Annotated in this window: 11 protein-coding genes; 9 read left to right on the plus strand and 2 right to left on the minus strand. The window is 73.8% G+C overall.

Going from position 1 to position 16504, the window contains the following annotated elements; all coding sequences use genetic code 11:
* Nucleotides 1-10: 10 nt before the first annotated feature.
* Nucleotides 11-916, minus strand: coding sequence for a CAP domain-containing protein (locus tag ACSUPT_RS21705; protein WP_436945326.1), 906 nt, complete (start codon nucleotides 914-916; stop codon nucleotides 11-13).
* Nucleotides 917-1183: 267 nt separating this feature from the next.
* On the opposite strand from ACSUPT_RS21705, the gene ACSUPT_RS21710 reads away from it, so the two are divergent.
* From ACSUPT_RS21710 to ftsY, 5 genes are all read left to right on the plus strand, one after another.
* Nucleotides 1184-1465 (plus strand): acylphosphatase, encoded by a 282-nt coding sequence (locus ACSUPT_RS21710; protein WP_023586343.1) that lies wholly within the window; start codon nucleotides 1184-1186, stop codon nucleotides 1463-1465.
* Nucleotides 1466-1869: 404 nt separating this feature from the next.
* On the plus strand, nucleotides 1870-2082 hold the full coding sequence (locus ACSUPT_RS21715) for a hypothetical protein (RefSeq protein WP_010472387.1): 213 nt from the start codon (nucleotides 1870-1872) through the stop codon (nucleotides 2080-2082).
* A gap of 212 nt (nucleotides 2083-2294) precedes the next feature.
* On the plus strand, nucleotides 2295-5891 hold the full coding sequence (gene smc / locus ACSUPT_RS21720) for a chromosome segregation protein SMC (protein WP_436945327.1): 3597 nt from the start codon (nucleotides 2295-2297) through the stop codon (nucleotides 5889-5891).
* A 212-nt stretch (nucleotides 5892-6103) separates the two neighbouring features.
* Nucleotides 6104-7522, plus strand: a complete 1419-nt coding sequence (locus ACSUPT_RS21725; protein WP_351966348.1) for a sugar porter family MFS transporter — start codon at nucleotides 6104-6106, stop codon at nucleotides 7520-7522.
* Between the two features lie 216 nt (nucleotides 7523-7738).
* On the plus strand, nucleotides 7739-8968 hold the full coding sequence (ftsY, locus tag ACSUPT_RS21730; protein WP_351966347.1) for a signal recognition particle-docking protein FtsY: 1230 nt from the start codon (nucleotides 7739-7741) through the stop codon (nucleotides 8966-8968).
* Between the two features lie 231 nt (nucleotides 8969-9199).
* On the opposite strand, the gene ACSUPT_RS21735 is transcribed toward ftsY, so the two are convergent.
* Nucleotides 9200-9907: a bifunctional DNA primase/polymerase gene (locus ACSUPT_RS21735; RefSeq protein WP_436945328.1), complete on the minus strand. Its 708-nt coding sequence runs from the start codon at nucleotides 9905-9907 to the stop codon at nucleotides 9200-9202.
* 442 nt (nucleotides 9908-10349) lie between these two features.
* On the opposite strand from ACSUPT_RS21735, the gene nsdA reads away from it, so the two are divergent.
* The 4 genes from nsdA to ACSUPT_RS21755 all read left to right on the plus strand — a co-directional run bounded on the left by nsdA (nucleotide 10350) and on the right by ACSUPT_RS21755 (nucleotide 16499).
* Nucleotides 10350-11819 carry a transcriptional repressor NsdA gene (nsdA, locus tag ACSUPT_RS21740; protein ID WP_351966345.1) on the plus strand — a complete coding sequence of 490 codons (1470 nt, stop codon included), beginning with the start codon at nucleotides 10350-10352 and terminating at the stop codon, nucleotides 11817-11819.
* Nucleotides 11820-12294: 475 nt separating this feature from the next.
* Nucleotides 12295-13668 carry an ammonium transporter gene (locus ACSUPT_RS21745; protein ID WP_351966344.1) on the plus strand — a complete coding sequence of 458 codons (1374 nt, stop codon included), beginning with the start codon at nucleotides 12295-12297 and terminating at the stop codon, nucleotides 13666-13668.
* The gene (locus tag ACSUPT_RS21750) at nucleotides 13665-14003 is read left to right on the plus strand and encodes a P-II family nitrogen regulator (protein WP_315878923.1); all 339 of its coding nucleotides are present in this window, start codon (nucleotides 13665-13667) and stop codon (nucleotides 14001-14003) included. Before ACSUPT_RS21745 ends, ACSUPT_RS21750 begins: the two co-directional genes overlap by 4 nt.
* Nucleotides 14004-14015: 12 nt before the next feature.
* The gene (locus ACSUPT_RS21755; RefSeq protein WP_436945329.1) at nucleotides 14016-16499 is read left to right on the plus strand and encodes a [protein-PII] uridylyltransferase; all 2484 of its coding nucleotides are present in this window, start codon (nucleotides 14016-14018) and stop codon (nucleotides 16497-16499) included.
* Nucleotides 16500-16504: the final 5 nt, after the last annotated feature.

Consider the following 16504-nt stretch of genomic DNA (forward strand, 5'->3'; position numbering starts at 1 on the left):
GTGCGGGACCTCAGAAGCCGAAGTTCTGCGTCCACCACGGGCCGCCCCCGGCGATGTGGACGCCGACGCCGAGGCGCTTGAAGTCGCAGTTCAGGATGTTCGCGCGGTGGCCCTCGCTGTTCATCCAGGACTCCATCACGGCCGCCGCGTCCGCCTGGCCGCGGGCGATGTTCTCGCCGCCCAGGCCCTCGACGCCCGCCTGCGCCGCCCGCTCCCACGGGCCGTCGCCGTCGGGGTCCGTGTGGGAGAAGAAGTCCCGCGCGGCCATGTCCTGGCTGAAGGCCCGTGCCAGGTCGCCCAGCTCGGTAGAGGCGCGGACCGGGCTGCAGCCGGCCTTCGCGCGCTCCTGGTTGACCAGCTCCAGGACCGCCGCCTCGGCGGCCGCCGCCCTGCTGGTGGTGTCGAGCCGGGGGACCGGGGTCTCGGTCGTCTTCTCCGGCGCGGGCGCCGCCTCGGTGCGGGGCGGGGGCGCGGGCGTCCTGGTCTTCACCGGGGCCGGGGAGGCGGTCCTGGTCGGCGTCGGCGACGGGGAGGCGGTGGACGGCTTGGGGGAGGGCGACTTCGAGGGGGCCGCGAGCGACGGCGCCGCGCTCCGCTCGGCCGGCGCGGACGGCGTCCCGGCGCTCGGTACGGCGTCGGCGCGGCCCTGGGCGTCGAGGTCCGACGGACCGCTGGAACGTATCTCCTGCGGCGTCGCGCCGCCGCCGAGCGTGAACGTCTCGCCGCCGGGCAGGATGCCCGACGTCACCGCGACGGCGCCCACCGCCATGGCGGCCGAGGCGCCGAGCAGCCCTCCGCGCAGCGGCAGCCCCCGCTTCCTGCGCCGCTCGCCGCGGTGACCGCGGGGCGTCCCGGCGGCACCGGCCGCGTGCGCGTCGGCGGCGGGTGCGGCGCCGGAGCGTCGATGGCGTCCCATCTGCTCTGCCTCCCTGCTCCTGCGTCGTGCAGTGTGCTGTGTGCTGTGGTCGGTGCTGTCCGGCCGGGTCGGTCGCCGGCCGGGTCGGTCCTGCTGTGCCGGTCGCGAGGCCCGGTCGGTGCCGGTCGTCCGGGGCGGTCGTGCGGTCCCCTTGTGAGCCGTCCGTCGATTCCCCCGAACGGGTGAGGCTCATTGGCTCGGGACTGTACGCCATGAGGCGCCGGGCGCGACGTGCCGCCGGAGCCATTGGCCGGTTAGCGTGCAGCCATGAACGACGAGGCACGGCTCACGGCATGGGTACGCGGACGAGTACAGGGAGTGGGCTTTCGCTGGTTCACCAGGGAGAACGCACTGGAGATCGGTGGTCTCACCGGTTTCGCCCTCAATCTCGACGACGGCCGCGTCCAGGTCGTGGCCGAAGGCCCGCGTGAGAATTGCCACCGTCTCCTGGAGTGGCTGCGCGGTGGCGACACACCCGGACGCGTCGACGGCGTCACTGAGATCTGGGACACGCCGCGCGGCGGATACGAGGGATTCCAGGTCCGCTGAAAGCGATCTTGACGCGTCCCCCATTCCGGGGGCGCGCGAGGCGAAAGACGGCGCTTGCCGCAGCCGTGCGCGCGGCCTGCGGAGACAGAAATGACCAGGTGATTGCCGAGAAGGGGTTGTGAAGCGGACCCCGGCGCGCAAGGATGATCTCCAAGCCCTCCGGGTACCGCGCGAGAGGCGCCGCCGCACGTTCCGCGGCCGTGGCGCCCCCGGTCGCCCGTCGATCCAGGGCGTGATCGTGTTGACCGTCAAACTTTTTGGTGACACCCTGGAAGCCCCGCGCACCTTAGTTGTTCGGCGGTAAGAACCGCAGCGGCACCCCCACCGCCGGGCATCGCGGGTGCGGAAATCCCTCACGACCCACACCGCTTCGGTCGGTCACTCAGTGTGGAGGACCATCCATCATGGCAAAGGCGCTTCTCGGTTATGTCGGCGGTACCGACCCGCGACTGCTCGCCGAGATGCGACGGCTTCAGCAGCGCGTCCAGGACCTCGAATCCGAGCTGGTCCGGATCCAGTCCGAGAAGGACGCGCTCGCCGCTGCCGCCGCTCACCGCGAGCCGCTGCTCGACGGCATCGACATCGACGTACCCAAGGGCGAGCCTGCGCTCACCTGACTCCCGCCAGGGAACCCCGTGGCACTCGGGCCTGCGGGATGGTGAGAAACACTCTCGCGAACAGATATGCAAGGGACGCTCCGGCGTCCCTTCTTTCTTTACCGCCCCCCGTGTTCACCTGGGCGTTCTCCAGCGGACGCCACATGCTTACCGACTGATCTGCCCCCCTTGTTCAGCGGCCAAACGAAACCCGCCCGGTAGAGTCCGGGAGCGTGCACCTCAAGGCCCTGACCCTGCGCGGATTCAAATCGTTCGCCTCCGCCACCACCCTGCGGTTCGAACCGGGCATCACCTGCGTCGTCGGCCCCAACGGCTCCGGAAAGTCCAATGTCGTCGACGCGCTCTCCTGGGTCATGGGCGAACAGGGCGCCAAATCCCTGCGCGGCGGCAAGATGGAAGACGTGATCTTCGCCGGTACGACCGGCAGGCCGCCCCTCGGACGCGCCGAGGTGTCCCTCACCATCGACAACTCCGACGGCGCCCTGCCCATCGACTACGCGGAAGTCACCATTACGCGGATCATGTTCCGCAACGGCGGCAGCGAATACCAGATCAACGGCGACACCTGCCGCCTGCTGGACATCCAGGAACTCCTCAGCGACTCCGGAATCGGCCGCGAGATGCACGTCATCGTCGGCCAGGGCCAGCTCGACTCCGTCCTCCACGCCGACCCCATGGGCCGCCGCGCCCTGATCGAGGAGGCCGCCGGCGTACTGAAGCACCGCAAGCGCAAGGAGAAGGCGCTGCGGAAGCTCGACGCCATGCAGGCCAACCTCTCGCGCGTCCAGGACCTCGCCGACGAGCTGCGCCGCCAGCTCAAGCCGCTCGGCCGGCAGGCCGCCGTCGCCCGCCGCGCCGCCGTCATCCAGGCCGAACTGCGCGACGCCCGGCTGCGGCTCCTCGCCGACGACCTCGTACGCCTCCGGGAGGCGCTCGCCGCCGAACTCGCCGACGAGGCCGCCCTCAAGGAGCGCAAGGACCGGGCCGAGGCCGAGCTCAGGGACGCCGCCGCGCGCGAAGCCGCCCTGGAGGAGGAGGTGCGGCGCCTCACGCCCCGCCTCGAACGCGCCCAGCACACCTGGTACGAGCTGTCACGGCTCGCCGAACGCGTGCGCGGCACGATCTCCCTGGCGGACGCCCGCGTCAGGAGCGCCACCGAGGGGCCCGTGGAGGAACGCCGGGGCCGCGACCCGGAGGACCTGGAGCGCGAGGCCGCCCGCGTACGGGAACAGGAGGCGGAGCTCACCGCCGCGCTGGAGGCCGCCGAACGCGCCCTGGAGGACACCGTCGCCCACCGCGCCGAGCTGGAGCGGGCCCTCGCCGACGAGGAGCGCCGCCTCCGGGACGCCGCCCGCGCCATCGCCGACCGCCGCGAGGGCCTCGCCCGCCTCACCGGGCAGGTCGGCGCCGCCCGCTCCCGCGCCGCCGCGGCCCAGGCCGAGATCGACCGGCTGACCGCCGCGCACGACGAGGCCCGCGAACGCGCCGCCGCCGCCCAGGAGGAGTACGAACGGCTCCAGGCGGAAGTGGACGGACTCGACGCCGACGACGCCGCCCTCACCGCGGCCCACGAGGCCGCCCAGCAGGAGCTCGCCGAGGCGGAGGCCGCCCTCGCCGCCGTCCGCGAGGCCGCGACCGACGCGGAACGCCGCCGCGCCGCCACCCGCGCCCGGCACGACGCCCTCGCCCTCGGCCTGCGCCGCAAGGACGGCACCGGCGCCCTCCTCGACGCCGCCGACCGGCTCACCGGACTGCTCGGCCCCGCCGCCGGCCTCCTCACCGTCGAGCCGGGCCACGAGGCCGCGCTCGCCACGGCCCTCGGCGCCGCCGCCGACGCCCTCGCCGTCACCGGTACCGCCACCGCCGCCGACGCGCTGCGCCTCCTGCGCAAACAGGACGCCGGCCGCGCCACCCTCCTGATCGCCGGCGACCACCCGGACACCCCGCCCCGCGACGGGCTCCCCCCGCTCCCGGACGGCGCACTCCACGCCGCCGGCCTCGTGCGCGGCCCCGACGACCTGATGCCCGCCGTACGGCGCCTGCTGCGGGACGTCGTGGTCGTCGCCACCCTCCAGGACGCCGAGCGGCTGGTGCGCGCCCGCCCCGGCCTCACCGCCGTCACCCGCGACGGCGACCTGCTGTCCGCCTACCTCGCGCACGGCGGCTCCGCCGGGGCGCCCAGCCTCCTGGAGGTCCAGGCGTCCGTCGACGAGGCCGCCGCCGAGCTGGCCGACCTGGCCGTGCGGTGCGACGAGCTCGCCGCACGCCACGACGAGGCCGAGGAGCGGCGCCGCACCCTCGCCGCGCGCGTGGCCGGGCTGGGGGAGCGGCGCCGGGCCGCCGACCGGGAGAAGTCGGACGTCGCCCAGCGCCTCGGCCGGCTCGCCGGGCAGGCCAGGGGCGCCGCGGGGGAGGCCGAACGCGCCGCGGCCGCCGTCGCCCGCGCCCGGGAAGCCCTCGACCGGGCCGCCGAAGAGGCCGCGGAGCTGGCCGAACGGCTGCGCGTCGCCCAGGAGGCCCCCGCCGAGGAGGAGCCCGACACCTCCGTACGGGACCGCCTGTCCGCCGACGGCGCCAACGCCCGCCAGACCGAGATGGAGGCCCGCCTCCAGCTGCGCACCCACGAGGAACGCGTCAAGGGCCTCGCCGGCCGCGCCGAATCCCTCGACCGCGCCGCCCGCGCCGAACGCGAGGCCCGCGCCCGCGCCGAGCGGCGCCGCGCCCGGCTGCGCCACGAGGCGGAGGTCGCCGCGGCCGTCGCCTCCGGGGCCCGCACGCTCCTCGCGCACATCGAGGTCTCCCTCGTACGCGCCGAACAGGACAGGAACGCCGCCGAGACCGCCAGGGCCGCCCGCGAACAGGACCTGGCCGCCGCCCGCGCCCGCGGCCGGGACCTCAAGGCCGAGCTGGACAAGCTCACCGACTCGGTCCACCGCGGGGAGGTCCTGGGCGCCGAGAAGCGGCTGCGCATCGAGCAGCTGGAGAGCCGCGCCCTGGAGGAGCTCGGCGTGGACCCGGCGGCGCTGGTCGCCGAGTACGGCCCCGACCAGCCCGTACCGCCCCCGCCGCCCGCCGACGGCGAACCGCGCGAGACCGGGGAGGGCGGGCCGGGCGATGCCGGGGACGGCGGGACTGGGGACGCCGGGCCGGGCCGGCCCTTCGTACGCGCCGAGCAGGAGAAGCGGCTCAAGGCGGCCGAACGGGCGTACCAGCAGCTCGGGAAGGTGAATCCGCTGGCGCTCGAGGAGTTCGCGGCGCTGGAGGCACGGCACAAGTTCCTGGCCGAGCAGCTGGACGACCTGCGCAAGACCCGCGCGGACCTGCTGCGGGTGGTCAAGGAGGTCGACGAGCGGGTCGAGCAGGTCTTCACGGAGGCCTTCCGGGACACGGCACGCGAGTTCGAGGGCGTCTTCGCGCGGCTGTTCCCGGGCGGCGAGGGGCGGCTCGTCCTGACCGACCCGGACGACATGCTGGCCACCGGCGTGGACGTCGAGGCCCGCCCGCCGGGCAAGAAGGTCAAGCGGCTGTCCCTGCTGTCCGGCGGCGAACGCTCCCTGACGGCCGTCGCCATGCTCGTCTCGATCTTCAAGGCGCGGCCGAGCCCCTTCTACGTCATGGACGAGGTCGAGGCCGCGCTGGACGACACCAACCTCCAGCGGCTCATCCGGATCATGCAGGAGCTCCAGGAGAGCTCCCAGCTGATCGTGATCACGCATCAGAAGCGGACCATGGAGGTCGCGGACGCGCTGTACGGGGTGTCGATGCAGGGCGACGGGGTATCGAAGGTCGTGAGCCAGAGGCTCCGCTGATCAACATCCGCATGATCAAGTCCAAGTCTTGAACACAATCCCTTCGGAATTGCGCTTCACGTCACACGACTCGGACTGTTGACTTCGGGTGTTGAAGGCATAGTCTCGGCACCGATTCATTCACCTTCAAGTGGTGGGCGGCATGAGGTTGTGCGCCACTGGAAGGGCTGACCCCCCACGCCCGGCGACGGAGCCGGGCCCAGGAGTACCTCGTGACCAGCGCCACGCAGCCCCCCGCGTCGGGAGCCCGCCAGGCCCACCCCGACCACCTCAGCCATGTCATCTTCATCACGGCGGCCGCCGCGATGGGCGGCTTCCTCTTCGGCTACGACAGCTCCGTCATCAACGGCGCCGTCGAGGCCATCCGGGACCGCTACGACATCGGCTCCGGAACCCTCGCCCAGGTCATCGCCGTCGCCCTGATCGGCTGCGCCATCGGCGCCGCGACCGCCGGGCGCATCGCCGACCGCATCGGCCGCATCCGCTGCATGCAGATCGCCGCCGCGCTCTTCACGGTCAGCGCCATCGGCTCCGCCCTGCCGTTCGCCCTGTGGGACCTCGCGTTCTGGCGCGTCGTCGGCGGCTTCGCCATCGGCATGGCGTCCGTCATCGGCCCCGCCTACATCGCGGAGGTCGCCCCCGCGGCGTACCGCGGCCGCCTCGGCGCCTTCCAGCAGGCCGCGATCGTCATCGGCATCGCCGTCTCGCAGCTGGTCAACTACGCGATCCTCAACCTCGCCGACGGCGACCAGCGCGGCGAGATCGCCGGCCTGGAGGCCTGGCAGTGGATGCTCGGCGTCATGGTCGTCCCCGCCCTGCTCTACGGCCTGCTGTCCTTCGCGATCCCCGAGTCGCCCCGCTTCCTGATCTCCGTCGGCCGCAAGGACCGCGCCCGCGAGGTGCTCGGCGAGGTCGAGGGCCACAGCGTCGACCTCGACGCGCGGGTGGCCGAGATCGAGGCGGCCATGCGCCGCGAGCACAAGTCGACCTTCAAGGACCTGATGGGCGGCCGCTTCGCGCTGCTGCCGATCGTCTGGGTCGGCATCGGCCTGTCCGTCTTCCAGCAGCTCGTCGGCATCAACGTCGCCTTCTACTACTCCGCCACCCTGTGGCAGTCCGTCGGCGTCGACCCGTCCGGCTCGTTCTTCTACTCGTTCACCACGTCGATCATCAACATCATCGGCACGGTGATCGCGATGGTCCTGGTCGACCGGGTCGGCCGGAAGCCGCTCGCCCTCGTCGGCTCCGCCGGCATGGCCATCGCCCTCGCCTTCGAGGCCTGGGCCTTCTCCGCCGACCTCGTGGACGGCAAGCTGCCCGAGACCCAGGGCGTCGTCGCGCTGGTCGCGGCCCACGCCTTCGTCCTCTTCTTCGCCCTCTCGTGGGGCGTGGTCGTCTGGGTCTTCCTCGGCGAGATGTTCCCCAACCGGATCCGCGCCGCCGCCCTCGGTGTCGCCGCCTCCGCCCAGTGGCTCGCCAACTGGCTCATCACCGCCAGCTTCCCGTCGCTCGCCGACTGGAACCTGTCGGGCACGTACGTCATCTACACGGTCTTCGCCGTGCTCTCCATCCCCTTCGTGCTCAAGTACGTCAAGGAGACCAAGGGCAAGGCGTTGGAGGAGATGGGCTAATCCCCGCTGCCCCTCTCCTCGACTTCCGGCTGCCCCGGCCCCGCCCCTTCCGCGCGGACCGGGGCAGCCGGCCTCTGTACGCCCCCTGGGCCCGCGTCCCAGGCCCCGGCCTCCCGGGCTCAAGCCCCCGAACCAGCGCTTCTCGCCTCGTAACCCCCGAAACCCCGCATTCCGGCACGGGGGCGCGGCAAGGGCGTCGCGCATACTGGACGGACCATGGAATTCGTCATCCTTGCTGTAGTCATCGCCCTGGTCGCGGTCGGCGTGATCAGCGGCCTCGTCGTCGGCGGACGCCGGAAGAAGCTGCCGCCGCCCGAGGCCCCTTCGACCACGCCGACCATCACCGCCCCGCCAGCCGAGCCCCGCGTCGGCGAGGAGGCGGAGACACCCCGCGACGAGCAACGCCGGACCATCGACGAAGTCGGACTGCCCACGGCCGAGGAGGCCGTCGAGACGCCGGCCGCCGTCGAGGACCCCGTCGTCGCGGAGCCCCCCGTCCGCGAGATCGAGATCCCCGCGCCCACCGCGGGCCGGCTCGTCCGGCTGCGCGCCCGGCTCGCCCGCTCCCAGAACTCCCTCGGCAAGGGCCTGCTCACGCTGCTCTCGCGGGACAACCTGGACGAGGAGACCTGGGAGGAGATCGAGGACACCCTCCTCACCGCCGACGTCGGCGTCACCCCCACCCAGGAGCTCGTGGAGCGCCTGCGCGAGCGCGTCCGCGTCCTCGGCACCCGCACCCCCGAGGAGCTGCGCGCTCTCCTCCGCGAGGAGCTGCTCGCCCTCGTCGGCACCGACTACGACCGCTCCGTGAAGACGGAGGGCGGCCTGGAGACGCCGGGCGTCGTCATGGTCGTCGGCGTCAACGGCACCGGCAAGACCACGACGACGGGCAAGCTCGCCCGCGTCCTCGTCGCCGACGGCCGCTCCGTCGTGCTCGGCGCCGCCGACACCTTCCGCGCCGCCGCCGCCGACCAGCTCCAGACCTGGGGCGAGCGCGTCGGCGCCCGCACGGTGCGCGGCCCCGAGGGCGGCGACCCCGCCTCCATCGCGTACGACGCGGTGAAGGAGGGCATCGCGGAGGGCGCCGACGTCGTGCTCATCGACACCGCGGGCCGCCTGCACACCAAGACCGGCCTCATGGACGAGCTCGGCAAGGTCAAGCGCGTCGTGGAGAAGCACGGCCCGCTCGACGAGGTCCTCCTCGTCCTCGACGCCACGACCGGCCAGAACGGCCTGATCCAGGCGCGGGTCTTCGCGGAGGTCGTGAACATCACCGGCATCGTCCTCACCAAGCTGGACGGCACCGCGAAGGGCGGCATCGTCATCGCCGTCCAGCGCGAGCTGGGCGTCCCGGTGAAGCTGGTCGGCCTGGGCGAGGGCCCGGACGACCTGGCCCCCTTCGAGCCGGAGGCCTTCGTCGACGCACTGATCGGCGACCCGGCCTGACCCCACCCCTCCCGCGAGCGGGGCGTCCCCCGGTGCGTCAGCGCCGACGGGCCGCCCCGCTGCCGTTTGCCGGGGCCACCGCCAGGGCGCGAGTCCGTCGCGGGCCGCGACAGGCGGAGCGCCGCACGCCCGGGCCCGGCCGCCGCCAGCGGGGTCGTACACCCGGCGCCGCGAACGGCAAGATCCCCACGCCCGGCCCCGGCCCGCCGCGAACCGGCGCCGCCGCGGGCCTCAGGCCGCCGCCACCCGGTGGCTGGTGTACGCCAGGGTGCCCAGCAGCAGGCGGGCCTGGGGCGCCGTGTGCGGGGCGTCGGGGGACGGCGGGCGCAGCCAGCGCACCGGGCCCAGGCCGCCCATGTCCGACGGCGGCGCCGTGATCCAGGAGCCCGGCCCCAGGCACCGCAGGTCCAGCTCGGCGTCGTCCCAGCCCATCCGGTACAGCAGCCCGGGCAGCTCCCGCGAAGCCCCGGGCGCCACGAAGAACCGCGCCCGCCCCGTCGGCGTCACGCACACCGGCCCCAGCGGCAGCCCCATGCGCTCCAGCCGCACCAGCGCCCTCCGCCCCGCCGGCTCCGCGACCTCCAGCACGTCGAACGCCCGCCCGACCGGCAGCATCAGGGACGCGCCGGGGAAGCGCGACCACACCTCGGCGACCTCGTCCAGCGAAGCGCCCGCCGCCACCTCCGGCGCGAACCCCAGCGGATGCGCCCCCGGAGCCGCGCAGGCGGCGTCACCGCAGGAGCAGGCGCCGTTCGCGGCGCGGGCGCCGGGCACCACGTCCCAGCCCCACAAGCCGGTGTACTCCGCCACCACGGTGCACTCCGCCGCCCGCGTGGCGCGACGACGGGAGCCCGACAACGTCAACCCGGCAAGGCCGGTGAAACCCGTCCACCCGGACCGCATCCCCCGGATGCGCGTGCCGCCGATCGTGAAGCCCATGCCCCCTCCAACGGGTGGAACTCGCCGGTGGTTACGACCCGGAGCGCCGACGTGACACACCGTCACGCCGTAACCCGTACGGACGGCGCACGGGCGCCGGCAGGGTGGTGCGAGCCCCGTCCGTGCGCCGTCCCGTGCCTCAGTGCGTCGGGCCTGCGAGGGTCATGTGTCAAGTGAATCGCGCCCGGCGCCGGGCGAGTTCGTTCGAAGGGGTGGCGAATGGTGGCGTTTCTGCGAAGGCCCTCGCGGGACGGGTGATCGTAGGATTACTTTCAGTACCCGAACCCCGGGTAGCGTCCGCACTCGTGGGTATGCCGGAGGCAATGCGGCGTCCGCCGACGGGCGTGTACCAAAGCGTGCGAAGCCCGGACAGCGGGGCGCGATCCACGGCATTCTGACCAGGGTTCGGCAACACGGAGATTCGGCGGATGGGGGCCTTCCAGTGGGCGGCAGCGGCACAGACGGTACGAATGCCGGAAAGCGCCCGAACGAGCAGCTCGCCTCGTGGTTCGTGCGCAGCGGCTGGTCCAAGGGCGAACTCGCCCGCCAGGTGAACCGCAGGGCCCGCCAGCTGGGCGCGCACCACATCAGCACCGACACCTCCCGCGTACGGCGGTGGCTCGACGGAGAACAGCCGCGCGAGCCGATCCCGCGCATCCTCTCCGAGCTGTTCTCCGAGCGCTTCGGCACCGTCGTCGCCGTCGAGGACCTCGGTCTGCGCGCCGCCCACCAGTCACCCTCGGTGTCCGGTGTGGACCTCCCCTGGGCGGGCCCGCAGACGGTGTCCCTGCTCAGCGAGTTCTCCCGCAGCGACCTGATGCTGGCCCGGCGCGGCTTCCTCGGCACCTCCCTCACCCTCGCGGCGGGACCCTCCCTCATCGAGCCGATGCAGCGCTGGCTCGTCCCCACCCCGGCCGCCGACCGCGCCGACCCGCCCCCGCCGGCCCGGCGCCCGCACCGGCTGTCCAAGGCCGAGCTGGACATGCTGGAGTCCACCACCGCCATGTTCCGCACCTGGGACGCCCAGAGCGGCGGCGGACTGCGCCGCAAGGCCGTCGTCGGCCAGCTCCACGAGGTCACCGACCTCCTCCAGGAGCCGCAGCCGGCGGCGATCTCCCAGCGCCTCTTCCGCTGCGCCGCCGAACTGGCCGAACTCGCCGGGTGGATGAGCTACGACGTGGGCCTGCAGCCCACCGCCCAGAAGTACTTCGTCCTCGCCCTGCACGCGGCGAAGGAGGCCGGCGACAAGCCCCTCGGCTCGTACATCCTGTCCTCCATGAGCCGTCAGATGATCCATCTGGGACGGCCGGACGACGCCCTTGAACTCATCCACCTCGCGCAGTACGGCAGCCGCGACTGCGCGACCGCCCGCACCCAGGCCATGCTGTATGCGATGGAGGCCCGCGCCTACGCCAACATGGGCCAGCCCGGCAAGTGCAAGCGGGCCGTGCGGATGGCCGAGGACACCTTCGCCGACGCGGGCCTCGACGACGAGCCGGACCCCGACTGGATCCGCTTCTTCAACGAGGCGGAGCTCAACGGCGAGAACTCCCACTCCTACCGCGACCTGGCCTACTTCGCCGGGCGCAACCCCGCCTACGCCTCCCTCGCCGAACCGGTGATGCAGCGCGCCGTCGACCTCTTCGCCGTCGACCGGGAGCACCAGCGCTCCTACGCCCTCAACCTCGTCGGCATGGCCACGGTCCACCTGCTCCAACGCGAACCCGAGCAGGCCATGGACAAGGCGCGGCAGGCCCTCACCGTCGCCGGCCGGATCCGCTCCGAGCGGGTGAACACCCGGCTCCGCAAGACCGTGGACTCCGCCGTACGGGATTTCGGCGACGTCCCCGAGGTCACCGACATCACCGAACTCCTCGCCAAGACGCTCCCGGAGACCGCCGAAGCCGTCTGAGCCGCACCCCCGGCAACCGCACACACCCCGCCCGCCGGGTCACCGCACACCCCCGGCCCCGCGCACCGCGCCGTGCCCCGCGCCCCACCGGCGCACCGCCCGCGGGCGACCCGCCGGCACAGCGGCCACCGGCGACCCGCCGGAGCACCGGCATCCGAGCACCCGCCCCGGCCCCAGACCCCGGCCGCGGCAGCCGCCCGTACAGTCCGATTCGGTTCCCCCACCGCCAGGTCGACGGGCGCGGCTGCCGCGGCCGGTCCACGCCCGGCGAAGGGTATCCCCGCAACGGTCCCGTGAACCGGCGGTTCACCCCCGCGTAACACGCCCCGCCCCTTCGTCACCGCGCAGAAACACCGGGCGGCATCGTCCGAAACGGCGCTGCGCGAATCTCCTGCGTCATAACCGGCCATCCCTCACAGCCGCGCAGCCCCGGCTCCGCGCCCCGCACAGGCCGACCGACGACGAGGAGACGCCGATGCCCCCAGGCATCCTGACGCTCGCCGCAGAGGAAGCACCCGCGCTCTCTGCCGCCAACACCGGATTCATGCTCATCTGCTCCGCCCTCGTGATGCTGATGACCCCCGGCCTCGCCTTCTTCTACGGAGGCATGGTCCGCGTCAAGAGCACCCTCAACATGCTGATGATGAGCTTCATCAGCCTTGGGATCGTCACGGTCCTGTGGGTCCTCTACGGCTTCAGCATCGCCTTCGGCACGGACACCGGATCGGTCGTCGGCTGGTCCTCCGACTACGTCGGCCTCAGCGGCATCGGCCGCGACCAGCTCTGGGACGGCTACACGATCCCCGTCTTCGTCTTCGCCGTCTTCCAGCTGATGTTCGCGGTCATCACGCCCGCGCTGATCAGCGGCGCCCTCGCCGACCGCGTGAAGTTCGGCTCGTGGGCCCTGTTCATCGCCCTGTGGGCCACCGTCGTCTACTTCCCCGTCGCCCACTGGGTCTGGGGCTCCGGCGGCTGGCTCTTCGAGATGGGCGTCATCGACTTCGCGGGCGGCACCGCCGTCCACATCAACGCCGGCGCCGCGGCCCTCGGCGTGATCCTCGTCATCGGCAAGCGCGTCGGGTTCAAGAAGGACCCCATGCGCCCCCACAGCCTGCCGCTCGTCATGCTCGGCGCGGCCCTCCTCTGGTTCGGCTGGTTCGGCTTCAACGCCGGCTCCTGGCTCGGCAACGACGACGGCGTCGGCGCGGTGATGTTCGTCAACACCCAGGTCGCCACCGCCGCCGCGATGCTCGCCTGGCTCGCGTACGAGAAGATCCGCCACGGTGCCTGCACCACCCTCGGTGCCGCCTCCGGCGCCGTCGCCGGCCTCGTCGCCATCACCCCCGCCGGCGGCTCCTGCTCCCCGCTCGGCGCCATCGCCATCGGCGCGGTCGCCGGCGTCCTGTGCGCCATGGCCGTCGGCCTCAAGTACAAGTTCGGCTACGACGACTCCCTCGACGTCGTCGGCGTCCACCTCGTCGGCGGCATCGTCGGCTCCGTACTGGTCGGCTTCTTCGCCACCGGCGGCGTCCAGTCCGAGGCGAAGGGCCTCTTCTACGGAGGCGGCGCCGAGCAGCTGGTCAAGCAGGTCATCGGCGTCGCCGCCGTCCTCGCCTACTCCCTGGTCGTCTCCGCCGTCCTCGCCCTGGTCATCCACAAGACGATCGGCATGCGCGTCGGCGAGGACGACGAGATCTCCGGAATCGACCAGGTCGAGCACGCCGAGACCGCGTACGACTTCAGCGGCGCCGGCGGCGGCACCGCTCCCCGCAAGGCCGTACCCGCCACCGCCGAGACGGCCGCGGCGGGGCAGCAGAAGAAGGCGCAGCAGAAGAAGGTGGACGCATGAAGCTCATCACCGCGATCGTCAAGCCCCACCGGCTCGACGAGATCAAGGAAGCCCTCCAGGCCTTCGGAGTCCAGGGACTGACCGTCACCGAGGCCAGCGGCTACGGACGCCAGCGCGGCCACACGGAGGTCTACCGCGGTGCCGAGTACACCGTCGACCTCGTACCGAAGATCCGCATCGAGGTCCTCGTCGAGGACGACGACGCCGAGCAGCTCATCGACGTCATCGTCAAAGCCGCCCGCACCGGCAAGATCGGCGACGGCAAGGTGTGGAGCGTCCCCGTCGACACCGCCGTACGCGTCCGCACCGGCGAGCGCGGACCCGACGCACTGTAGAGGAGCAGCCGGGTGACGAGCACCGACCCCCACCGCACAACGGAAGACCCGGGACCTTGGGGGTCCCCCCAGCTCGAGCGAAGCCGAGAGCCCGGGGGAGGCTACGCGGCGGCCCGGCTGCGCCTCCTGGACCAGGAGACGCGGCCCGGGCCGCCGCGCCGTACCGCCCTCGCCCGGCTCACCGACGACTGGCTCGCCGCCCTCCACGCGGCCGCCGACCCGCCCCGCGGCACCGCGCTCGTCGCCGTCGGCGGCTACGGACGCGGCGAGCTGTCCCCGCGCAGCGACCTCGACCTGCTCCTCCTCCACGACGGCACCGCCGACCCCGCCGCGATCGCCGCGCTCGCCGACCGCCTCTGGTACCCCGTCTGGGACCTCGGCCTCACCCTCGACCACTCCGTCCGCACCCCCGCCGAGGCCCGCAGGACCGCGGCCGACGACCTCAAGGCACACCTCGGGCTGCTCGACGCCCGCCCCCTCGCCGGCGACCTCGGCCTCGTCGCCGCCCTGCGCACCGCCGTCCTCGCCGACTGGCGCAACCAGGCCCCCCGGCGCCTGCCCGCACTGCGCGAACTGTGCGAGGAACGCGCCGAACGCCACGGCGAACTGCCCCACCTCCTCGAACCCGACCTCAAGGAGGCCCGCGGCGGCCTGCGCGACACCACCGCCCTGCGGGCCGTCGCCGCCTCCTGGCTCGCCGACGCCCCCCGCGACGGCCTCGCCGAGGCCCGCCGCACCCTCCTCGACGTACGCGACGCCCTCCACCTCACCACCGGCCGCGCCACCGACCGCCTCGCCCTCCAGGAACAGGACCAGGTCGCCCGCGCCCTCGGCCTCCTCGACGCCGACACCCTGCTCCGCCACGTCTACGAGGCCGCCCGCACCATCGCGTACGCCTCCGACGTCACCTGGCGCGAGGTCCACCGCGTCCTGCGCGCCCGCTCCGCCCGCCCCCGCCTGCGCTCCCTCCTCGGCTCCCGCGCGAGCCGCCCGCAGCCCGAACGCACCCCGCTCGCCGAGGGCGTCGTGGAGATGGACGGCGAGGCCGTACTGGCCCGCACCGCACGCCCCGAACGCGACCCCGTCCTGCCGCTGCGGGCCGCCGCCGCTGCCGCCCAGGCCGGCCTGCCCCTCTCCCGGCACGCCGTACGCCACCTCGCCACCACCGCCCGCCCCCTGCCCGTGCCGTGGCCCGCCGACGCCCGCGAACAGCTCGTCACCCTCCTCGGAGCCGGCGAACCCACCCGCGCCGTCTGGGAGGCCCTCGAAGCCGAAGGGCTCATCACCCGGCTCATCCCCGACTGGGAGCGCGTACGCTGCCGCCCCCAGCGCAACCCCGTCCACACCTGGACCGTCGACCGGCACCTCGTCGAGACCGCCGTACGCGCCTCCTCCCTCACCCGCCGTGTCGGCCGCCCCGACCTGCTGCTCGTCGCGGCGCTCCTCCACGACATCGGCAAGGGATGGCCCGGCGACCACTCCGTCGCCGGTGAGACCATCGCCCGCGACGTGGCCGTCCGCGTCGGCTTCGACCAGGCGGACGCCGCCGTTCTTGCCACCCTCGTACGCCACCACCTCCTCCTCGTGGAGACCGCCACCCGCCGCGACCTCGACGACCCCGCCACCGTCGAGTCCGTCGCACGCGTCGTCGGCACCGCCGCCACCCTGGAACTGCTGCACGCCCTCACCGAGGCCGACGCCCTGGCCACCGGCCCCGCCGCGTGGTCCACCTGGCGCGCCTCGCTCGTCGCCGACCTGGTCAAACGCGTGGCCGCCGCCCTCGCGGGGGACGCCCCGCCCGCCGCCGAACCCGCGGCGCCCGGCGCGGAGGAGGAGCGGCTGGCGATGGAGGCGCTGCGCACCGGAGGGCCGGTGCTGGGCCTGCACGCCGAGACCGCCCCCGACGACGGGGGACCCGAACCGGTCGGCGTCGAACTGCTCATCGCCCTGCCCGACCAGCCCGGCGTCCTCCCCGCCGCCGCCGGCGTCCTCGCCCTGCACCGGCTCACCGTCCGCTCCGCCGACCTGCGCGCCATCGACCTGCCCACCGAACTGGGCGCCACCGGCTCCGTGCTGGTCCTCAACTGGCGCGTCGCCGCCGAGTACGGCTCCCTCCCGCAGCCCGCCCGGCTGCGCGCCGACCTGGTCCGCGCCCTCGACGGCTCCCTGGACGTGGCCGCCCGGCTCGCCGCACGCGACGCCGCCTACCCCAGGCGCCGCGGTGTGCAGGCCCCGCCGCCGCGCGTCACGGTCGCCCCCGCGGGCTCCGCCGCCCGCGCCACCGTCCTGGAGGTCCGCGCCCAGGACGCCCCCGGCCTGCTGTTCCGGATCGGGCGGGCGCTGGAGGACGCGGGGGTGCGGGTGCGCAGCGCCCACGTCAGCACCCTGGGCGCCAACGCGGTGGACACCGTGTACGTGACCGGGCCGGGCGGCGCGCCGCTGCCGGGCGCGGAGGCGGCGGAGGTCGCACGGGGCGTGGAGCGGGCGCTGTCGTGACCGGG

It is taken from the genome of Streptomyces sp. SudanB25_2051 (assembly GCF_964272635.1).
GTDB lineage: Bacteria > Actinomycetota > Actinomycetes > Streptomycetales > Streptomycetaceae > Streptomyces.